Origin of the sequence: Nonomuraea sp. NPDC049695, from assembly GCF_040674955.1 — a bacterium.
Classification (GTDB): Bacteria; Actinomycetota; Actinomycetes; order Streptosporangiales; family Streptosporangiaceae; genus Nonomuraea; species Nonomuraea helvata.
Genome location: NZ_JBFANV010000043.1, coordinates 67,358 through 85,817, shown reverse-complemented (window position 1 = coordinate 85,817; position 18,460 = coordinate 67,358). Strand labels below are relative to the sequence as shown.

At 70.1% G+C, this 18,460-nt stretch carries 20 protein-coding genes; 5 read left to right on the top strand and 15 right to left on the bottom strand.

Annotation, left to right across the window (positions count from 1 at the left end; translation table 11 throughout):
* Positions 1 to 298 precede the first annotated feature (298 nt).
* Both AB0J64_RS31850 and AB0J64_RS31845 read right to left on the bottom strand, forming a co-directional pair.
* Positions 299 to 1,849, bottom strand: a complete 1,551-nt coding sequence (locus tag AB0J64_RS31850) for an FAD-dependent oxidoreductase (RefSeq protein ID WP_364034975.1) — start codon at positions 1,847 to 1,849, stop codon at positions 299 to 301.
* Positions 1,839 to 2,534: a TetR family transcriptional regulator gene (locus AB0J64_RS31845; protein WP_364034972.1), complete on the bottom strand. Its 696-nt coding sequence runs from the start codon at positions 2,532 to 2,534 to the stop codon at positions 1,839 to 1,841. Before AB0J64_RS31845 ends, AB0J64_RS31850 begins: the two co-directional genes overlap by 11 nt.
* Before the next feature lie 102 nt (positions 2,535 to 2,636).
* On the opposite strand from AB0J64_RS31845, the gene AB0J64_RS31840 reads away from it, so the two are divergent.
* Positions 2,637 to 3,857 (top strand): NAD(P)/FAD-dependent oxidoreductase, encoded by a 1,221-nt coding sequence (locus AB0J64_RS31840; RefSeq protein WP_364034969.1) that lies wholly within the window; start codon positions 2,637 to 2,639, stop codon positions 3,855 to 3,857.
* Here the strand turns inward: AB0J64_RS31840 and lat are convergent.
* From lat to AB0J64_RS31820, 4 genes are all read right to left on the bottom strand, one after another.
* Positions 3,847 to 5,121, bottom strand: a complete 1,275-nt coding sequence (gene lat / locus AB0J64_RS31835) for an L-lysine 6-transaminase (protein WP_364034966.1) — start codon at positions 5,119 to 5,121, stop codon at positions 3,847 to 3,849. The two genes, AB0J64_RS31840 and lat, sit on opposite strands and share 11 nt — an antisense overlap.
* A 65-nt stretch (positions 5,122 to 5,186) precedes the next feature.
* Complete coding sequence (locus AB0J64_RS31830) at positions 5,187 to 5,729, bottom strand: HdeD family acid-resistance protein (protein ID WP_364034963.1); 543 nt, start codon at positions 5,727 to 5,729, stop codon at positions 5,187 to 5,189.
* A 61-nt stretch (positions 5,730 to 5,790) separates the two neighbouring features.
* Positions 5,791 to 6,438 (bottom strand): hemolysin III family protein, encoded by a 648-nt coding sequence (locus AB0J64_RS31825; RefSeq protein ID WP_364034960.1) that lies wholly within the window; start codon positions 6,436 to 6,438, stop codon positions 5,791 to 5,793.
* Positions 6,439 to 6,489: 51 nt separating this feature from the next.
* The gene (locus AB0J64_RS31820; protein WP_364034957.1) at positions 6,490 to 7,953 is read right to left on the bottom strand and encodes a penicillin-binding transpeptidase domain-containing protein; all 1,464 of its coding nucleotides are present in this window, start codon (positions 7,951 to 7,953) and stop codon (positions 6,490 to 6,492) included.
* Between the two features lie 122 nt (positions 7,954 to 8,075).
* Between AB0J64_RS31820 and AB0J64_RS31815 the strand changes: the two genes are divergently transcribed.
* Positions 8,076 to 8,897 carry a fused MFS/spermidine synthase gene (locus AB0J64_RS31815; protein WP_364034954.1) on the top strand — a complete coding sequence of 274 codons (822 nt, stop codon included), beginning with the start codon at positions 8,076 to 8,078 and terminating at the stop codon, positions 8,895 to 8,897.
* Between the two features lie 68 nt (positions 8,898 to 8,965).
* Here the strand turns inward: AB0J64_RS31815 and AB0J64_RS31810 are convergent, their stop codons facing one another.
* Genes AB0J64_RS31810 through AB0J64_RS31800 form a run of 3 tightly spaced genes read right to left on the bottom strand, consistent with a single transcriptional unit; the run spans position 8,966 to position 11,853 of the window.
* Positions 8,966 to 9,403: a GNAT family N-acetyltransferase gene (locus AB0J64_RS31810; protein ID WP_364034951.1), complete on the bottom strand. Its 438-nt coding sequence runs from the start codon at positions 9,401 to 9,403 to the stop codon at positions 8,966 to 8,968.
* 22 nt (positions 9,404 to 9,425) lie between these two features.
* Positions 9,426 to 10,109 (bottom strand): response regulator transcription factor, encoded by a 684-nt coding sequence (locus AB0J64_RS31805; protein WP_364034948.1) that lies wholly within the window; start codon positions 10,107 to 10,109, stop codon positions 9,426 to 9,428.
* Complete coding sequence (locus AB0J64_RS31800) at positions 10,102 to 11,853, bottom strand: ATP-binding protein (RefSeq protein ID WP_364034945.1); 1,752 nt, start codon at positions 11,851 to 11,853, stop codon at positions 10,102 to 10,104. The genes AB0J64_RS31805 and AB0J64_RS31800 overlap by 8 nt, the downstream gene beginning before the upstream one ends.
* Positions 11,854 to 12,014: 161 nt before the next feature.
* Here AB0J64_RS31800 and AB0J64_RS31795 point away from each other — a divergent pair, with 161 nt between their 5' ends.
* From AB0J64_RS31795 to AB0J64_RS31785, 3 genes are read left to right on the top strand one after another with little or no spacing between them, the layout of a single operon-like run.
* Positions 12,015 to 13,352 (top strand): serine hydrolase, encoded by a 1,338-nt coding sequence (locus AB0J64_RS31795; RefSeq protein WP_364034942.1) that lies wholly within the window; start codon positions 12,015 to 12,017, stop codon positions 13,350 to 13,352.
* 52 nt (positions 13,353 to 13,404) lie between these two features.
* Positions 13,405 to 13,938, top strand: coding sequence for a MarR family transcriptional regulator (locus tag AB0J64_RS31790; protein ID WP_364034939.1), 534 nt, complete (start codon positions 13,405 to 13,407; stop codon positions 13,936 to 13,938).
* Entirely contained in the window at positions 13,935 to 14,294 is a 360-nt protein-coding gene (locus tag AB0J64_RS31785) for a nuclear transport factor 2 family protein (protein ID WP_344990936.1), read from the top strand. The genes AB0J64_RS31790 and AB0J64_RS31785 overlap by 4 nt, the downstream gene beginning before the upstream one ends.
* Here AB0J64_RS31785 and AB0J64_RS31780 read toward each other — a convergent pair.
* The 6 genes from AB0J64_RS31780 to AB0J64_RS31755 all read right to left on the bottom strand — a co-directional run bounded on the left by AB0J64_RS31780 (position 14,287) and on the right by AB0J64_RS31755 (position 18,459).
* Positions 14,287 to 14,616, bottom strand: a complete 330-nt coding sequence (locus AB0J64_RS31780; protein WP_364034936.1) for a nuclear transport factor 2 family protein — start codon at positions 14,614 to 14,616, stop codon at positions 14,287 to 14,289. The two genes, AB0J64_RS31785 and AB0J64_RS31780, sit on opposite strands and share 8 nt — an antisense overlap.
* Positions 14,613 to 15,701 carry a low temperature requirement protein A gene (locus AB0J64_RS31775; protein ID WP_364034933.1) on the bottom strand — a complete coding sequence of 363 codons (1,089 nt, stop codon included), beginning with the start codon at positions 15,699 to 15,701 and terminating at the stop codon, positions 14,613 to 14,615. Before AB0J64_RS31775 ends, AB0J64_RS31780 begins: the two co-directional genes overlap by 4 nt.
* Positions 15,702 to 15,756: 55 nt before the next feature.
* Positions 15,757 to 16,317, bottom strand: coding sequence for a hypothetical protein (locus tag AB0J64_RS31770; protein ID WP_364034930.1), 561 nt, complete (start codon positions 16,315 to 16,317; stop codon positions 15,757 to 15,759).
* Positions 16,318 to 16,422: 105 nt separating this feature from the next.
* On the bottom strand, positions 16,423 to 16,683 hold the full coding sequence (locus AB0J64_RS31765; RefSeq protein ID WP_364034927.1) for a 4a-hydroxytetrahydrobiopterin dehydratase: 261 nt from the start codon (positions 16,681 to 16,683) through the stop codon (positions 16,423 to 16,425).
* A gap of 10 nt (positions 16,684 to 16,693) precedes the next feature.
* Positions 16,694 to 17,542: a carbohydrate ABC transporter permease gene (locus AB0J64_RS31760; protein WP_364034924.1), complete on the bottom strand. Its 849-nt coding sequence runs from the start codon at positions 17,540 to 17,542 to the stop codon at positions 16,694 to 16,696.
* Positions 17,543 to 17,544: 2 nt separating this feature from the next.
* Positions 17,545 to 18,459 (bottom strand): sugar ABC transporter permease, encoded by a 915-nt coding sequence (locus AB0J64_RS31755; RefSeq protein ID WP_364034921.1) that lies wholly within the window; start codon positions 18,457 to 18,459, stop codon positions 17,545 to 17,547.
* Position 18,460: the final 1 nt, after the last annotated feature.

Here is an 18,460-nt window from a genome sequence, read left to right as displayed (position 1 = left end):
TACCCGAGGTCGTCCTGCCGGTCCTGTTTCGCCTCCCGTGGCAACTGCCTGGAGGAGACACCGTCGGAGCCGGCGTGGCGGCGGTCGAAGAACTCGCCATCCGACGTCACGGCGGCCGTGACCACCCCCCGCTCCACACCCGCCCATTGAGGGCACGCGTGTTCCTCACGCTCGACCCACGGCGAGGGCATCCACCAAACGGAGGCCGCATTCATCCCCCGCCTGACTGAAGGCCGAGGCTTTCTGCGGACCTTCAGTAGCACCGGGACGCACCGAACGGCGAAGCGACCAGGGCGGGTCAGCCGAACCAGCGTTCCAGCGCCGCCTGGAGGGCCTTCAGTTCCTCGGGGCCGGGGCGGGGCGAGGACGACGCCCAGGCCACGTAGGAGTCCGGCCGGAGCAGGAGGGCGGTGGCCGCGGGCGCAGGGGCCTCGGGGCGGGCCGTCACGAGGTCCACCGCCGTCTCGTGCCGCCCGGACAGCGCTCCCGTCAGGCACTCGGACTCGGTCAGGTCCACGAGCAGGGGCCGCGCGCTCCGGGTCAGCTCCGCGAGCCGGACGGTGCCGTCCGCGGTCAGCAGCGACATGTCCGGCGCGAACCGGCCGGCCAGCGGGTGCCCGCCGGACTCCCCCATGTCGTAACGGACGTCGGCGCCCGCGATGAGCTCGGCGAGGTGCTGGACGTTGTCCCGGTAGCCGAGCAGCTCGGTGAACAGCTCGCGCAGCTCGGTGACGTCGCTGCCCGGCCCGATCAGCGCGGACTGCGCCTGCGCGTTCATGATCATGCGGCGGGCCGCCTGCCGGCGTTCGGTCTCGTAGCTGTCCATCAGACCGACCGGCGCGCCGCCGCGGATCTCGGCGGCCAGCTTCCAGCCGAGGTTGATCGCGTCCTGCAGCCCGAGGTTGAGCCCCGGGCCGCCGCCGGCGGCGGCGTACACGTGGGCTGCGTCCCCGACCAGGAACACGCGCCGGTCGGAGAACCGTTCGGCCATCCGGGTGTTGCCGCTGGTCAGGCGGCGCAGCACGTGCGGCCCCTCGCCGGCGGGCGGGCCGAGCGGCACGTCGGCGCCGAGCACCCGGCGGACGCTCTCCCGCAGCTCGTCCAGGGTCATCGGGGCGTCGGGCTCCGGCTGGTCCCACTCGCTGGTGTTGATCAGCGGCGAGTGGCCGGGCAGGGGCGCGTACGAGAACCCGCCGCGCTCGGTGCGGTGCGGCAGGAACGGCGGCACGGCGCCGTAGCCGGGCACGTTCAGCGCGCCGGTGGCCGGGTCCACCCAGTCCGCGGGAACGGTCGCGTGCGCCGAACGGACGGTCGTCCGGTCGTAGGTGACGCCGGGGAAGCCGATGCCGGCCAGCTTGCGCGTGAGGCTGTGCGCCCCGTCCGCGCCGACCAGGTAGCGGGAGCTCAGCCGGTACGTCCCGTCCGGACCCGAGACGTCCACCGTGACCGAGTCGTCGTCCTGTGTCAGACCGGTGATCTCGTGTTCGCGGCGGATCTCCACGCCGAGCTCGCGGGCGCGCTCCTCCAGCACCTGCACGATGCGGAGCTGCGGCACCGCCAGGCCGTACACCGGGCTGTCCGCCAGCAGGCTCAGGTCCAGGCCCATCGCGGCGAACATGAAGTACGCGGAGTTCGGCTGCGGTGGCCCCTCGCTGCCGCTGAGACGCTCATAGAGGCCACGGCGGTCCACCATCCTCACCACCTGGCCGAGCAGGCCGTTCGCCTTGGGCTCCGTGCTGGGCGCGGCCAAGCGCTCCAGCACGATGGGGTGCACGCCGGACAGGGCCAGCTCGCAGGCCAGCATCAGCCCGTTCGGGCCGCCACCGGCGATGACGACGTCAGTGATCACGATGTTCTCCTCTGTCGGACGGAACGGGAAGGCCCGCGGCGAGCCGGTCGAACACCTCGCGCAGTACCTGGTCGAGGTGGGTCGGCTGCTCGGCACGCAGGCAGTGCTCGATGGCCACGGCGCTGCCGGCGCCGATCACCGCGGCGACCAGTTTCGGGTAGACGTCCCGCGTGGGATGGGCACCGGTGCGCTCGGCGATCGCCCTGGCGAGCTCGTCCTGCGCGGCCGCGTTCGCCTTGAGCACCTCGCCCTGCAGCGCCGGCTCGGCCAGCATGAGCGCGACCCCGTCGCGCCAGCGCCCGAACTCGGCGCCCGCGCCGTCGTCCGCACTGTCGCCCGCGCTGTCGCCGGCGCTGTCGCCCGCGCCGTCGCCCGCGCCGTCGCCTGGCGCGAAGTTGGCACGTACCGCGGCCACGATCGACTCCCACAGGGGTTCGCCGGGCGGACTGGCGCGTATCCCGTCCGCGATCCGCAGCGTGCGCTCGACGTGGGCGGCGGCGATGGCCTCCGCCTTGTTCGAGAAGTAGTTACGGAAGGTGCGTACGGACACGTTGGCCGCGGCGGCGATGTCCTCGATGGTGACGTTCTCCCAGCCGCGCTCGACGCACAGGCGGATCGTCGCGAGGCTCAACGCGACTCGGGTCTCCCGCTTCTTGCGTTCACGCAGCCCGTTACTGGTCGGCATGGCGATCACCGTAACAGATCTTGCCGAAAAGGCAAAGATGCCTTTTCGGCAAGAACGCTCGGCCAGGGTTTAAGGGGGTCCGGTGAGGCCATGGACCATGGCATGGTGCAGAGACCGCGAGTCGTGGTGGTGGGGGCCGGGTTCGCCGGGCTGGCCGCCACCAAGGAGCTGGCCAAGGCCGGAGCGCTGGTGACGCTCATCGACCGCAACCCGTACGCGACCTTCCAGCCGCTCCTCTACCAGGTGGCGACCGCCGCGATGAGCAGCGCGGACGTCTCGTACCCCGTCCGCACGTTCGCCGCGAAGTGGCCCAACGTGCGGGCACGCCGGGCCGCGGTGACCAAGATCCTCCCGGCCGAGCGGCGCGTGGAGCTCGACGACGGCAGCGGGGTCGAGTACGACTACCTCGTCCTGGGCACCGGCGTCACCACCAACTGGCTCGGCATCGAGGGCGCGCAGGAGAACGCGCTGCCGATCTACTCGCTCAGCGACGCGGCGACGTTGCGCCGCCGGTTCCAGCACTACCTGGAGGACACCGCGGCGGGCCGGCGCAAGAGCGTGCACGTCGTGGTGGTCGGCGCGGGCGCGACCGGGGTCGAGATGGCCGGCACGCTGGCCGAGCTGCGGCGGCGCACGCTACCGCTGACGCACCCCGAGATCAAGCCGGACCAGACCAGCGTGACGCTGGTGGAGCGGTTCGACTACGTGCTGGCGCCGTACAAGGCGAGGCTGCGGGACGCGGCGGCGCGGGCGCTGCGCCGGAGAGGGGTGCGGCTACGGCTGGGCTCCACGGTGGCGTCCGTCGAGCCGGACGCGGTGGTGCTGTCCGACGGCACGCGGCTGCCGAGCGACGTGACCGTGTGGGCGCTCGGCGTCACGGCGCCCCAGCAGGTGGGCGACTGGGGGCTGCCACAGGGCAAGGGCGGCAGGATCAAGGTGACGGAGGCGCTGAACGTACCGGAGCATCCCGAGATCTTCGTGGCCGGTGACCTGGCGGGGCCGCCCAACCCGCTGCCCCAGCTCGCCCAGCCGGCGATGCAGATGGGCGAGCACGTGGCCACGCAGATCCTGGCGGCCGCCCAAGGGCGGCCGCTGAAGGCGTTCTCCTATCGCGATCCGGGCATCATGGCCACCGTGGGCAAGTCGGAGGCCGTGTTGCAGCTGTCCAACGGGCTCACCATGCGCGGGCTGCCCGCCTGGCTGGTGTGGATCTTCATCCACGTGGCGTACCTGCTGGGCGGGCGCAACCGCGTGACCGTGCTGCTCAACTTCTTCTGGCGCTACTTCGGCCCCCGCCGCTCGGCCGCCAGCGTCATACAGTAAGCGCCTCCGCCAGCGCCCGCAGGCCGTGGTCGACATCGGCCTCCGGGATGTTCATCGCCGGGCGCAGGCGTACGGAACGGGGACCGCAGGGCAGCGCCAGCACCCCGTGATCCTCCCTGAGCCGGGTCACCAGCGCGTCGCGCGTGGTGTGGTCCGGCAGGTCGAACGCGCACATCAGGCCCCTGCCTCGGACGTTGGAGACCAGCTCGGGGCGGTCGGCCTCCAGCTTGGTGAGGCCGTCGAGCAGCGCGGTGCCGAGGGCGCCGGCGCGGGCGATCAGGCCGTCGCGCTCGACGATCTCCAGGATGCCCCGGCTGCGGACCATGTCCACCAGGCCGCCGCCCCACGTGGAGTTGATGCGCCCGCTCTGCTCGAACACGTTCTCCGGCACCAGGTCGACCCTGCGACCCGCCATGATCCCGCCCACCTGGACCTTCTTCGCGAACGCCACCACATCCGGGGCGAGGCCCAGCTGCTGGTACGCCCACGGCGTGCCGGTCGTGCCGCCGCCCGTCTGGACCTCGTCGAGGATGAACAGGGCGTCGTACTCGTGGCACATGTCCTGCATGGCCTGGAGGAACTCGGGCCGCATGTGGTTGTCGCCGCCCTCGCCCTGGATGGGCTCGGCGATGAAACAGGCGATGTCGTACGGATTCCGCTCGAACGCCTCGCGCGCCTGCGCCAGCGCACGTTCCTCGGCCGCCTCGACGTCGCCGAAGTGGATGGCGGGCACGTCGATCCGCGGCCAGTCGAACTTGGGGAACCGGTCGGTCTTGCCCGGCTCGGTGTTGGTCAGGCTCAGGGTGTAGCCGCTGCGGCCGTGGAAGGCCTTCGTCAGGTGCAGGACCTTGGTGCCCAGGTCGCGTGAGCGGCCGGCGGCCTCGTTGCGACGGCTCTTCCAGTCGAAGGCCGTCTTGAGCGCGTTCTCGACGGCCAGGGCGCCGCCTTCCACGAAGAACAGGTGCGGCAGCTCCGGATCGCCCAGCACGCGGGAGAAGGTGTCGACGAAGTCCGCCAGATGCTCGGTGTAGATGTCGGGGTTCGCCGGTTTGTTGCGGGCGACCTGGCCGAGCAACCGGATGAAATCGGCGTCGAAGGGTGGGTTCACGCCGAGCGGCGCGGAGGCGAAGAACGTGTAGAAGTCCAGGTAACGGCGTCCGCTCCGGGCGTCGACGAGCCAGGAGCCGTGGCTCTGCTCCAAGTCGAGCACGAGACGGTAGCCGTCGACGAGCAGGTGGCGGGCGAGGCGGGCGTGTACGTCCATGAAGACTCCACGTGCGTCGAAGCGGCGTGTGTTCCTCTTGCCGAGAGGGGCCATACGCATAAAATTTACGGCATACCTACCCTCTGAGTGAAGTTCTTCACGCGGAAGGCCAGGGCGATCTCTGCGATGCCGTGCAGGATCGCGAAGACGCCGACCAGCCAGACGAGGCTGAGCAGGCCCGTGACAGGCCAGACGAGCAGCAGGATGCCGAAGATCACCGACAGGGCGCCTCCGAGGATGAGCATCCACTCGTTGTCGATGGTCTTGCGCAGCCGGATCCCGGCGACGATCTCCAGGACACCGGTGACGATGGCCCAGAAGGCCACGATGAAGAGCAGGGCGAGCGAGGTGATGCCGGGCCAGATGAACGTCGCTATACCGACCAGGATCCCGAAAATTCCGGAAATGATGAGCCAGGCCCTCGACTCGGCCCCGTGCCGGAACCCGGCGAACAGCTCGAACACCCCGCCCACCAGCGCGTACGCGCCGAAGACGGTCACGAGCACGAACAGCGTGATCGCCGGCCAGATCAGGGCCAGGAACCCGAAGAGGATGGACGCGAGGCCGCGCAGGAGCAGCAGCCACCACGACCGAGTGATATCTCCCATGCTGACCTGTTTTCCGGGTTATAGCCGGAAAGAGACCAGCACGGGGTCAAATATCAGTGATTCACACGTGGGAATAGACCACGATCGACACCGCGATGTACTGCACCAGGTACGCGGCGAGGGTGAGAGCGTGGAAGACCTCGTGGAAGCCGAACCAGCGGGGCGACGGGTCCGGGCGGCGCAAGCCGTACACGATGGCTCCCGCCGAGTAGAAGAGGCCCCCGACGGCCACCAGCACGACGGCGGCCACGCCCGCGCCGTGCAGCAGCTGCGGCATCACGAAGATCGCCGTCCAGCCCAGCGCCAGGTAGAGGACGGTGTAGAGCCAGCGCGGCGCACCCATCCACAGCACCCTGAACAGCACCCCGGCCATGGCCCCGCCCCAGATGACGGCGAGCACCGCGACCCGCGCCGCCCCGTCGAGCGCCAGCAGGGCGAACGGGGTGTAGGTGCCGGCGATGATCAGATAGATGTTCGCATGATCGAACCGGCGCAGGAACTCCGCCAACCGCGGACCCATCGTGCCCCGGTGATAGGTGGCCGAGATCCCGAACAACAAACCGGACGTTATGGCGTAAACGGCGGCGGCCAGCCGCGCCTGCAGGGTCGGGCCGAGTGCCACGAGCACGAACCCCGCGACCAGCGCCACGGGCAGCGCTCCGGCGTGCAACCAGCCTCGCAGCCTCGGCTTGACGGTGATGGTCGTCATAAAAACCTACGGTACCGTAGGTTAGCTTTTGACGGCTAAAGACCGTTGTCGCTAAAGGCCGTTGAGGAAGCGGGCGGCGATGGGGACGGCGGCCTGGCGCCCCGAGCCGCCGTGCCGCACGAACACGCAGAAGGCCAGGTCGTCCCGGTAGCCGATGAACCACGCATGCGACCCTTCGCCGCCGGGCACCTCCGCCGTCCCCGTCTTGCCCGCCACGCCCTCCGGCAGCCCCATGTCCCTGGCCGTACCGTGATCGACCACGGCGGCCATCATGTCCCTGAGCGCGGCCACGACCTGCCCGTCCATCGGCACGTCCTTGTATGGCGCCCCGTCGATGCGGCGCACCTGCGCCTCCGACAGCAGCCTGGGTGAGCGCCAGGTGCCGCTCTGCACGGCGGCGGCGAGGGCGGCCATGCACAGCGGCGTGGCGACCACCTGGCCCTGGCCGATGGCGTCCGCCCCGAACATGTTCGGGTCGTCGGTGTCCGGCATGGTGCCGCAGGTGCCGCCGATGCCGGTCGCGATCGGCCGCCCGAACCCCCACTCGTCGGCCGTCTGGCGCAGCTGATCCGCGGTCAGCCTGGTGGTGGCCTGCTCGACGAACGTCGTGTTGCAGGAGTAGGCGTACGCGTCGGTAAAGCTGACGAGCCCGCGGTCCACCTTGCCGTCGTTGTCGAAGGCCCGGTTGAAGGGGATCGTGTACGTGCCCGGGCACGGGACCTGCGCCGCCGGGTCGAGCCCGTTCTTGAGCAGCGCCGCCGCGGTGATCGTCTTGAAGACGGACCCGGGCGGGAAGACATCGCGTACGGCGCTGTAGTTGTCCTTGAGGCGGTCGGCGAGCGCGACGATCTCGCCGGTGCTCGGCCGGATGGCGATGATCGTGGAGTCATCGGCCGCGTCCAGCGCCCTGGCGGCGGCGGCCTGGACGTTGCGTGACAGGGTGGTGCGCTCGACGTTCGCCTTGGGCTGGTGGGTCATGAGCTGCCTGACGGGCTGCCCCGGCACCTTCGAGACCAGCTCCCAGGCGTGCCCGGCCTGGGCGAGCTCGGGTTTGAGCTGGTTGAGGTACGAGTCCGCGTAGCTGTCGTTCGGGATCCTGTCGCCCTCGCTGGTGACCAGCTCGGCCGCCGAGACGTCGATCTCGTCCAGCTCCAGCGTGCCGCCGTCCTTGAGGAGGGGGTGCAGCGTCTCCGGGGCCCATAACACCTTCCACGCCCGGTCCCGTACGCCGAGCCGCAACGTGCTGTCGAACGGCCACGCCCCGAACTCGTCGAGCTGCCGCACCCCCGCGAACGGCACCTCGGCGGCCTCCTCCCCCATGCTCTTCAACCGCCCGGGTGTCAGCTGGATGGAGCTGACGTGGAGATTCTCCGTCAGCCGGTAGTGCTGAGCGGCGAAGTCCCGAGGCGGCTGGTACACCAGGCGCTCCATGCGGGACACGTCACCCTTGCGCCACGCGTCGAAGTACGCCGCGGCGGTCTGGGCAGCGCTCCCCTTGACCCCGTTCGACGCCATGACAGCGAAAGCACCCGCCCCAACTACCGCCAACAGTGCGATAACGAGCACAATCAGCCTTCGTCGTCGCATACGGTTTCTCCCAGGAGGGGATCAGCTTGGCACGTGGACAGCGGGAACCGATGCCTGGCCTGTATCCGGTGACGTTCGGCGAGATCGAGCTGCTCCGGGACCTGGACAGGCAGGACGGCTGGGTGCTGTCCAAGGATGGCGTACCTCAGTCGTACGTTGATCTACAAGACCCGACATTTCTGGAATTCGAGTATGTCCGACTCATGGCGGATGTGATCGACCTTCTGCCCGACGGACCGCTGAGCTGCGTACACGTGGGCGGGGGCGCCTGCACCATCCCCCGCTACATCTCCGCCACCCGCCGCGGCTCCCGCCACATCGTCATCGAGCCCGACGGTCTCCTGATCAATCTGGTACGCGAGCAGCTGGACCTGCGGTCGGTGCCCAAGCTGAAGGTCATCGTCGAGGGCGGCCGGGAGGGCACCGCCAAGGTCTGGGACGCGTCGGCTGATCTGGTGGTGCTGGACGCCTTCACGGGGGCGACGATGCCGGTGGAGCTGGCCACGATGGAGTACATGGGCGACCTCGCCAGGGTCCTCCGGCCGTCCGGCACCCTGTTGATCAACATGGCCGACGGAAAGGGCCTCGCCTTCGCCAGGCGCCTGCTCGCCACGGTGACGCGCACGTTCGGCCACGTGGCCCTGCTGGCGGAGCCGGGCATCATGCGCGGCCGCCGCTTCGGCAACCTGATCGTGGCGGCCTCGCGCACGGCCCTGCCCGTCGACCTGCTGACCCGCCGCGCGGCGGGCGGCCTCACGCAGGCGAGATGCGTCCACGGGGAGGCGCTGACGAACTTCATCGCGGGCGCCGCACCGATCAAGGACGGCGACCCGGTCCTGGCCCCGGTCCCCCCGCCCGCCGTCTTCGGCTGACCGCCGTCGCGAGAAGCCGGCCTCTGCCGCCGATCAGGAGCGGGCGGGTGCGCGCAGAACGCTGCACGTCACATCAGAAGGTTCTTGGCATAGCAGTAGATCAGCGTCTGGCCTGCGTACTTGCCGTAGGGCTCGATCCGCCCATAGCCGGAGCTCTCGTAGAGGGCGACAGCCTCGGGCTGGCGGACTCCGGTGGCCAGGCGCATCCGGTCGTACCCCAGCTCCACCGCGAGCTCCTCCAGCGCCTTCAGCAGGGCCCGGGCGACGCCGCGCCCCCGGAAGCGGGGGTCGACGTACATGCGCTTGAGCTCGCCGGTGGCGCCCTCGCCCGGTTGCACGGCGCCGCAGCCGACGGCGGCCTGGTCGACCACGGCCACCAGGAACCGCGCGTCGGCGTGCACGCTCGAGCGGCCCTCGGGGCCGTACCTGGCGACCAGCTCGGCGAAGGCCGCGTCCATGAGCGCGGCGAGCCCGGCCTCCGTGGGGGCACGTTCCTCGATCAGCATGCGGGCAATCCTAGGAAGCCCGCTAGGACGCGTCGGGGCCGAGGTAAGCGAGGACGGCGGCCACCCGCCGGTGCACGTCACCGCTGTTCTCCAGCCCGAGCTTGGTGAAGATGGAGTTGACGTTCTTCTCCACCGACGAGATCGACAGGTGCAGCGCCCGGGCGATGGCCGAGTTGGAGCGGCCGTGCGCCATCTCCCTCAGCACATCCCGCTCGCGCGCCGTCAGCGCCTCCCCCTGCCCCCGTACGTCGCGCCTGGCCAGGAGCCCCTCCACCACCTTCGGGTCGATGACCGAGCCGCCGGAGGCCACCGCCCTGATCGCCCCAAGCAGCTCGTCGAGGTCCCCCACCCGGTCCTTGAGGAGGTACGCGTAACCCTCCGTGCCCTGCTTGAACAGCTCGAACGCGAACAACGTGTCCGAGAACTGCGACAGCACCACCACCCCGACCGCCGGGTGGGCGGCGCGGATGCGGTGGGCCGCGTCTATGCCCTCGAAGCCGGGCCGCCAGTCCCCGCCCGGCATGCGGATGTCGGTGATCACGACGTCGGGGGCGAGGCGGCGGACGGCGTCCAGGAGTTCGTCGGCGTTGCCCACCGCGCCGACGACGGTCACCTCGCCCGACATGTCGAGTAACTGGCGGGTGCCCTCGCGTACCAGGTAGTGGTCGTCCGCCACCACCGTACGGATGCGTGCGAGGTCATCCATCGGCCGGCACCCACGCGGTCAAACGTGTCCCCTTCCCCGGCGAGCTCTCCACGGTCAGGCCGCCGCCAAGGGCGTCCAGCCGGTCGGACAGCGTCGCCAGCCCTCTGCGATCCGTGGCGGACGGGTCGAAGCCCGTGCCGTCGTCGGCGACCGTGGCGCACAGGCGGCCGCCACCAGAGACGTCCGCCTGCGACAGGCGTACGTCTATGGTGGCGGCTCCCGCGTGCTTGAGCGCGTTGGCCACCGCCTCGCTCACGGTGAAGTACATGGCTCCCTCGATCTCATCGGCGAACCGCCTGGAGCGCAAGGAGGGCGGAACGGTCACCGTGGTCGGCACGGGCAGGCGGGAGCAGCGCTCCTCCACGGCCTCCGCCAGGCCGCCCTGGCTGAGCGCGGACGGGTGGATGCCGGCCGCCAGCTCGCGTAGGTCGGCAAGAGTCTGGCGCGCCTGTTCGCGCAGGTGGATGAGCATGTCGGGGCCCGCTCCCGTGGCGCGGGCCAGTTCGAGCCCGGCGATGAGCGCGACGAGCTGCTGCTGCACGCCGTCGTGGATGTTGCGCTCGATGCGACGGCGCTCCGCCTCCTGCGCGTTGACCAGGCGGGTGACCAGGCCGGCGCTCTGGATGGCCAGGCCGGCGGGCACGGCGAGCGCCTCCAGGAGCCGCCGGTCCTCACGGGTCAGCGAGCGGGGCAGCGCGCCCGGCAGTGAGCCCGTGACGAGCGGCGGGCCGCATTCGATCCGCCCGAGGCCGCCGCGTACGGGCACCGCCAGCACTGCCGCGCCCTCCTCCTTGCCCGCGACCACGCGCCGGCCGTCCGCGAGCGTCACGGCCGCCCACCCGACCTCCAGCCCGGTACGCACGGCCGCGGCCAGCCGGCCGAGCAGCTCCACGGGCTCGGGCCCGGCGTCGAACGCCGTGCCGAGGTCGGAGAGCACCTCGTCCACCGTCGGACGCACGTCGAACATCAGGTGCAGCCGCGATCCCCTGATGCCGATCCTGATGTCGAGCAGCCGGTGCCGGACGACCGCCACCCCGATGGCCGCCGGCAGCGCGCCGACCAGCACCAGCACCCCCGCCAGCCCGAACACCCCCGTCCCGGAGCTGAGCACCAGCACGCCTCCGGCCATGGACGCGGCCACGCCCCCGACCATCCACGCGTACTGCCCGCGCTCGGCCTGCCCGCTGCGCCGCCACCGGAGCACGAGCCCGCAGAGCACGACCACCGCCATGATCCACGTCACGAACTGCGCGACACCGGCCACGAGGAGGGCCGCCAAGGGCCGGTCCGGCCAGTCGTACGGGTTGACGCCGGCCCAGGCCAGCCCCGCGCCGTGCAGGGCGACGGCGACGCCCGAGATCCACGCGACGGGCCGCCACCGGCGCGAGGGCAGCCGCCCGTCGGGGAAGAGCAGCGGTACGAAGATCCAGATCAGGCCGTAGAACCCGGCTAACGTGCAGCGGAGCAGGGTGACCAGGAGATCGGGATATCCGCCGCGGATCGACAGGCCCACGCCGAGCGTGCCGAGCCCGAGGCAGAGCGCGCCGGCCAGCAGCAGCCAGCCGTAGCGGACCTCCGGCCGCCTGAACGCCAGCAGCGAGCCCAGCGCGGGCAGGATCAGGCCGAGCGCGATGAACATCCACTCGGTCGCCGGGACAGGCCGCCCGCTCTCCAGCAGCACGCCGGCCACGATGCTCCCGGCCGCGATCGTCGCCAGCAGCCCGGCCACCAGCCTGGAACTCATAGGCCCCCATCGTGGCGGGCGTTCGGGAAAGCGTCTATGAGGTTGTCCGCATATTTCGTACGGCCATCCTCACCTGCCAGAACGGCGGCCCGCTTGGTGGCCCGCGCCCTCACCCCCCGCTTCGCTGGAAACACCCGAAACCGAGTCGAGGAGGGACCCTCATGTCGAAGTCCGCCCGCGTTCTGGCGGCGGCCGCGGTGGCGGTCGCCGTGACAGCGTGCGTGAGCGAGCCCGTCCCGGTCCAGGCCACGGTCACCCGCGCCGGCGCCGTGGCCGCGCCCGAGATCCCCGGCACACCGGCAGGCCGGCAGCTGCGCTGGCTGCTCGACGCAGTCCCCCGGACACCGATCCCCGACGGCGAGCTGGCCGGGCACTTCGCCGCCGGCTTCCTCAAAGACATCCCCGCCGACCAGCTCAACCAGGCCCTGGCCGCTTTCAAGGACATGCGGCTGGAACGGCTCACGCAGTCGCAGGACCGGGCGCTGGTGGCGGTCGTCGTGGCGGCCGGCACCTCGTACGAGGTCCTGCTCTCCGTGGACGCCGCCGGCCTGATCGTCAGCCTGCGGTTCCGTGTCCCGGAGCCCAAGAGCTGGGCCGAGCTGGACGAACGCCTCGGCAAGGTGGCACCCCGGTCCGGCTTCATGGCGGCCGAGCTGGACAAGGGCGGCGCCTGCCGCCCGGCGCACGCCGTCGGCCCCGGCGTGGCCCGCCCGCTCGGGTCGATGTTCAAGCTGTACGTGCTGGGCGCGGTGGCCGAGCGCATCCGCGGGGGCGCGTTCGGCTGGGACACCCAGCTCACGATCACACCCGAGCTGAAGAGCCTGCCGTCCGGCCAGTTGCAGGACCGCCCGGACGGCAGCAAGGTCTCCGTCCTGGAGGCCGCCAAGCTGATGATCTCCATCAGCGACAACACCGCCGCCGACCTGCTGATCCACAAGGTGGGCCGGAAGGCGGTCGAGCGCACGGTGCGGGCCTGGGGCGGGCACGACAAGCGCGACGTGCCCTTCCTCACGACGAGGGAGCTGTTCGTGCTCAAGGGCGCCGACTATCCCCGCCACGCCAAGCGCTACCTGTCGCTGGGGACGGCGGGGCGACGCGCGTACCTGGACAAGGTTGTCGCCAAGGTGCCGCGGTCCGGCATCACCGCGTGGACCGCGCCGCGCGAGCTGGACACCCTCGAGTGGTACGCCTCCCCCGCCGACCTGTGCGAGGTCTACTCGCATCTGGCCGCGCTGCCCGACGGACACATCGGCGAGGTGCTCTCCATCAACGACGCCGGGCTGGGGCTGGACAAGGGCCGGTGGCCGTCGGTGTGGTTCAAGGGCGGCTCGGAGCCGGGCGTGCTCGACCTGAGCTACCTCGCCCGATCATCGGATGGCAGGACGTACTTCGTCACGGCGATGGCGACCGACCCGAGCCGGCCGTTCGACGGGACGAAGGCGACCCAGGAACTCCTCGCGCTGACCCGCGGCGCGTTCGCTCTCGTCAAGGCGCGCTGACCGGTCTGGCGATTTCTGGAAGCATGTACTAAAGTGCTCCTTCATTATGAAGATGGAACATGATTCAACCGGATTGCTCTTCGATCCCCGGGCCAGAGCCGCCATGAGCGAGTTCGCGGGGGACGACACTCTCGCGTTCGAGGCCGCGGCCGCCGTGCGCACCGCCTTCCAGGCCATCGAACGCATGCGCTCCCACGGCAGCGAGGGCCGCGGGCTCAGCTCAGGGGCCATGGACGTCCTGCTGCGGCTGAGCGCCACCGGCGACGACGGCCTCAGCATCGGCGAGCTGGCCCAGTCGGCGGGCGTGAGCTCGAGGAACGTGACCGGACTTGTCGACACTTTGGAGAAGGACGGGCTCGTCCGGCGGGTTCAGGACCCGCGCGACCGGCGTTCGGTGCTCGCCAGGATCACCCCTGACGGCCGGGCCTGGATCGAGGCGTTCAGGAAGCCGTCGCAGCTCGCCATGGCGGCGATCTTCCGGGGGTTCTCGCCCGAGGAGCTGACCTCGCTGCGCCACCTGTGCCTGCGGCTGGCCGACAACCAGCAGCGGCTGGCCGAGCACCTGAGCGCCCAGGAGGCCCGATGAGCGCGCGCGAGGTCGTCAGGGCCTATCACGACGCCCGGTTCCGGGGTGACGTGGCCGCCGCCGCGGCGCTGGTGGGCGAGCCGTTCTCGTTCAGGAGCCCGTTCATCGCGTCCGCGGACCCCGCCGGTCACCTGGCAGGACTGGAGGGGTTCCTGCGGGTGGTGACGGAGGTGGAGATGATCAGCGAGTTGTACGGCGAGTCGGAGGCGACGCTCGTCTACGACGTGCACACGGCGACGCCCGCCGGGATCCAGCGGACGGCCGAGCACTTCAGGCTGCACGACGGGAAGATCACCTCGATCATGCTGATCTTCGACGCGGCGCCGTGGCAGCCGATGGCGGCGGCGATCAGGTGAGCGGCATGGCGGCCGCCGTCTGGCGCCAGATCCTGCCATCCCTGATCACCAAGGTGCCGTACGTGGTGACGCGGTTGCCGTTGATCGTCATCAGAGCGTTGTAGAAGATCACGTCGTCGGTCGTCCGCGACGAGACGATCTCGTCGACCCGGGGCTCCGCCGAGAAGTACGCCGTGAACAGGTCCTTGATCTCGGCGAGCCCCCGGGCGACGCGGTCGAAGCGGACGACCGTGGCGTCGTCGTGATACTGGCTCAGCAGGGCCTCCAGGTCGCGGTCGGCGATGGCGGCAAGCTGGCGGTCGAACAGGTCCTCGGGGGTCATGCGGCACCTTCCGGCTGAGGGCGGTTCGTCAGGTCGTACGCCACCTGCGCCGCCGCGTACAGGAGGATGAGCGGGAGCGCGGCCACGACGGGAAGCGCCGAGGTGGCGAGCGTGAGGGCCGCCGCGGCGAGGCGGATCGTGCCCGCGCGCCTGTCGGACGAGCATAGGTGCTGCAGGCCGAGTACGGCGAGCACCAGGGCGGCGGGCACCCCGACGGACCAGCTGGTCGACGGCGGGTGCTCGATCGCGTGCTCGATCCCGATCCCGAACGCCACCAGGCCCAGTGAGAGCGGCAGGTGCGAATAGACCCACACCTGCCCGGCCAGCTGCGTGCGGAGCACGACGGACTCGTCGATGTGGCCGAAGTACAGCCACCAGAAGCCCATCGCGATCGCCACTCCCGCCAGGGCGATCAGCAGCGTGCCCGGCGTGACGTCGTGGCCCTTCAGCCCGACGACGACCGCGGCCACCACCTCGCCCAGCACGATCACCACGAACAGGCCGAAGCGCTCCGGCAGATGCTCGGTCTGCGGCGGCAGCTTGCCCTGGTGCCGCCTGCCCAGGAGGGGCGTGGCGAGGTCGATCAGGAGCGCGAGACCCCAGAACACGTAGCGCAGGGGCGGATCGACGGCGAGCGAGGCCAGCCAGATGAGCACGGCCACCGCGAACCCGACGGCGTAGTGCACGGCCAGCGGCCTGGCCTCGGGGACGTGGCGGCCGGCGCGGACGTAGGCCACGATGAGCAGCACCCTGGCCACGGCGTAGGAGACGGCGAAGAGCGCCGAGCGCTGGCCGATGTCGCTCACGCTCGCCGCCATCGTCGCCACGGCCAGGATCTGCGGCAACGCGAGCAGCCGGTGGCTGACGTCGTCGGTGTCGAACCTGTTGGCGTAGAAGACGTATCCCGCCCAGGCCCACCAGATCGGCACGAACAGGCCCACGAACGTCAGCAGGCTCCCGGTGAGCACATCGGCCAGCTCGGCGACGGCCACGACGAAGACGAGGTCGTAGAGTAGCTCGAGCCAGGTCGCCCGGCGGTGCGCGGCTTCAAACAGCCGTAATCTGGGTGGCTGCCACTGGGTCACGACTACTCCCAACTTCGCTATGTAATTGTGTAATTATGCCCGGTTTTCCGGGCGCTCAGGAGGCCTTTTTCAGGGTCAGGCAGGCCACGCGCACGCCCGCCGTGCCCACTCCAGGGCCCGAGGTCTTGGTGGCCTTGGAGTGCAGGACGAGCGAGCCGGGCAGATCGCGCGGGTCGAGGGCCCAGTCGTTGCGTGCGGTGGAGCGGCCCGCGCCGTCGCCGTTGGTGGCCACGTCGAGCCAGACCTCGCTGCTCGGGCTGACCTCGCCGCGGTGGTGCTGGAAGTGGGGCCCCGAATCGTCGGGCTTGGCGCCGCAGGGCTTGGTGTGGAGGTGGGCTCCGTAGCGGTGGTCGGGCAGCAGGCCCTCGACCACGAGAGAGGTGCGGGTCGTGCTGCCGGACGACTCGACGGTCGCGCTGGCCTGGGCTCCCTTCGGGACCAGCTTGCTGTCGTACACGATGGCGGAGGTGTCGGTGGGACTGAACTCTCCTCCGCCGGACAGCTTGATCCCCCCGGTCGGCGAGACCTCACTGGTGCTCGCGAAATTCTGGACCGGGGCGGGCGGCCCCGCGCAGGCTGCGGTGAGCAGGACGAGCAGGAGTGCGGGCACGCGCATGAGACCCTCCATGGTTCGAGCCCTGACGGCCCCTTACGGCACTGCGGGCTCCGGGAGGGCACCCACTCTAACGAGTAATCGACCCGCTACGGTTCGTATTCGAGATCAGGCGCCGTGTTTCGCCGCGATGTCGTCGATGATCGCGGCCAGCGTGAAGTCGAGATCGGTGAGACCGCCCTTGTCATGGGTGGTGAGGGTCAGATGGAGCGTGCGCCAGCGGATGTCGATGTCGGGGTGGTGATTGAGCTCCTCGGCCTTCACCGCGATCTCGTCGACGATGCGGATGGCGGTGGGGAAGTCGGGCGCGTTGACCGTGCGCCGGATCTCGTCGCCCTCACGCCGCCATTCGGGCAGGTTCTTGTCCATGGGCGCCACGTTACTTCAGCGCCCCCGAGCTGAGCCCCGACTGGATCTGGCGCTGGAAGATGATGTAGACGACCATGACCGGCAGGATCGTCATGCTCAGTGCGGCGAACAGGCCCGGCCAGTCCGCCTCGTATCCCGCCAAGGTCGAGATCTTGGCGATGCCCTGGGTGAGGACCCATTTGTTCGGGTCGCCGGCCAGGAGGACCAGGGGCAGGAGGTACTGGTTCCACTGACCCAGGACGTTGAAGATCGTGATGCTGATCAGGCCGGGCCTGGCCATGGGGACCATGATCTGGAAGAACGTGCGGGTGTGCGAGGCGCCGTCGATCATGGCGGCTTCGGCGACTGTTTCCGGCAATGTCCTGAAAAATGCCGCTAAGAAGAACACGGTGAAAGGGAGGGAGTACGCGATGTAGACGAGGATGAGCCCGAAATGGGAGTCCAGCAGGCCGAGCTGCTTGACGACGAAGAAGAGCGGCCCGAGCGCCAGGAACACCGGGAACGCCAGCCCGGCCACGAAGTAGTAGTAAATCAGCTTGTTGCCGATGAACTGATAGCGCGCCAGCACGTACGCCGCCATCGACCCGAACACCATCGTGCCCGCCGTGCCGAAGAAGACGACAATGACGGTGTTGAGCATGTACTGCCCGACGTGCGCCTTGTCCCAGGCCCTCCCCCACGAGTCCAGCCGCAGCGCCCCCGGCAGCTGCAGCGGATCGCCGAAGATCTCGGTGTTGCTCTTGAACGACGCCAGGAACGTCCACAGCAGCGGCAGGATGATCAGCAGCGCCCAGACGGCCAACGCGATGTGCGAGAGCCCGGCTAGCACGCCGGGGCGCGGCGGACGGTTTCTGGCCATTTTCAGAGCTCAACCCTCTCACGCCTGGTCGTACGCAAGGTCAGCACGGCGAACGTCACGGTGAGGAAGAACAGCGCCACACCCATCGCGGACGCGTAACCGACCTTGTTGTAGGCGAAGGCCGTTTTGTAGATGGTGACGGGGAGAATGGTCGTCGCGCCGTCCGGCTCGCCTTTGTCGCCTGCCAGCACCTGCACCAGCGCGAACCCGTCGAAGGCCGCGATCCCCAGATAGATCCAGCCGACCTGGACGGTGTCGCGCAGCAGCGGCAGCGTTATCGCGAAGAACAACCGCACGCGCCCGGCGCCGTCCAGCGCGGCGGCCTCGAAATAGTCCTTGGGAATGGCCGCCATGCCCGCCGAGAACAGCACCACGTAGAAGCCGACGCCCTGCCAGACCATCACCGCGATGATCGACCAGAGGGCGAGGCCCGGCTCGGTGAGCCAGCCGACGGGCGCGGCGCCGAAGACGGCGAGCACACCGTTGAGCACGCCGTCCGCGTCCGGCCGGTAGACGGCCTGGAAGAGCACGCCCACCACGGCAACGGCCAGGACCTGGGGGAAGAAGAACACCACCCGGTAGAACGTCGACCCCCACACCCCTCTCATGCCCGCGCCGCGCGGGCCGCCGCCCAGGTTCAGCAGGAACGACAGGAACAGCGCGATGACGATCGTCGCGATCGGCAGGACGAGCAGCATGATCCCGTGGTTGCGCAGGGCCTGCCAGAACACCTCGTCGCCCAAGAGCCGGCCGAAGTTGTCCAGCCCCACGTACCGCACGATCGAGCTGTATCCGTTCCAGCTGGTCAGGGAGAGCTGGAACGCCTGGATGTACGGGCTGATGACGAAGACCGAATAAAGCGTGATCGGGACGACGAGAAACCCGGCGACGAACCCGTACTTGCGCAGCCGCTCCATC

What these genes read in the sequence shown, in the direction of transcription:
- AB0J64_RS31845 (WP_364034972.1), bottom strand. Translation starts at nt 2,534, where the DNA reads ATGCCGACCAGTAACGGGCTGCGTGAACGCAAGAAGCGGGAGACCCGA.
- AB0J64_RS31840 (WP_364034969.1), top strand. Translation starts at nt 2,637, where the DNA reads ATGGTGCAGAGACCGCGAGTCGTGGTGGTGGGGGCCGGGTTCGCCGGG.
- lat (WP_364034966.1), bottom strand. Translation starts at nt 5,121, where the DNA reads ATGGACGTACACGCCCGCCTCGCCCGCCACCTGCTCGTCGACGGCTAC.
- AB0J64_RS31830 (WP_364034963.1), bottom strand. Translation starts at nt 5,729, where the DNA reads ATGGGAGATATCACTCGGTCGTGGTGGCTGCTGCTCCTGCGCGGCCTC.
- AB0J64_RS31825 (WP_364034960.1), bottom strand. Translation starts at nt 6,438, where the DNA reads ATGACGACCATCACCGTCAAGCCGAGGCTGCGAGGCTGGTTGCACGCC.
- AB0J64_RS31820 (WP_364034957.1), bottom strand. Translation starts at nt 7,953, where the DNA reads ATGGCGTCGAACGGGGTCAAGGGGAGCGCTGCCCAGACCGCCGCGGCG.
- AB0J64_RS31815 (WP_364034954.1), top strand. Translation starts at nt 8,076, where the DNA reads ATGCCTGGCCTGTATCCGGTGACGTTCGGCGAGATCGAGCTGCTCCGG.
- AB0J64_RS31810 (WP_364034951.1), bottom strand. Translation starts at nt 9,403, where the DNA reads ATGCTGATCGAGGAACGTGCCCCCACGGAGGCCGGGCTCGCCGCGCTC.
- AB0J64_RS31805 (WP_364034948.1), bottom strand. Translation starts at nt 10,109, where the DNA reads ATGGATGACCTCGCACGCATCCGTACGGTGGTGGCGGACGACCACTAC.
- AB0J64_RS31800 (WP_364034945.1), bottom strand. Translation starts at nt 11,853, where the DNA reads ATGAGTTCCAGGCTGGTGGCCGGGCTGCTGGCGACGATCGCGGCCGGG.
- AB0J64_RS31795 (WP_364034942.1), top strand. Translation starts at nt 12,015, where the DNA reads ATGTCGAAGTCCGCCCGCGTTCTGGCGGCGGCCGCGGTGGCGGTCGCC.
- AB0J64_RS31790 (WP_364034939.1), top strand. Translation starts at nt 13,405, where the DNA reads ATGGAACATGATTCAACCGGATTGCTCTTCGATCCCCGGGCCAGAGCC.
- AB0J64_RS31785 (WP_344990936.1), top strand. Translation starts at nt 13,935, where the DNA reads ATGAGCGCGCGCGAGGTCGTCAGGGCCTATCACGACGCCCGGTTCCGG.
- AB0J64_RS31780 (WP_364034936.1), bottom strand. Translation starts at nt 14,616, where the DNA reads ATGACCCCCGAGGACCTGTTCGACCGCCAGCTTGCCGCCATCGCCGAC.
- AB0J64_RS31770 (WP_364034930.1), bottom strand. Translation starts at nt 16,317, where the DNA reads ATGCGCGTGCCCGCACTCCTGCTCGTCCTGCTCACCGCAGCCTGCGCG.
- AB0J64_RS31765 (WP_364034927.1), bottom strand. Translation starts at nt 16,683, where the DNA reads ATGGACAAGAACCTGCCCGAATGGCGGCGTGAGGGCGACGAGATCCGG.
- AB0J64_RS31760 (WP_364034924.1), bottom strand. Translation starts at nt 17,542, where the DNA reads ATGGCCAGAAACCGTCCGCCGCGCCCCGGCGTGCTAGCCGGGCTCTCG.
- AB0J64_RS31755 (WP_364034921.1), bottom strand. Translation starts at nt 18,459, where the DNA reads ATGGAGCGGCTGCGCAAGTACGGGTTCGTCGCCGGGTTTCTCGTCGTC.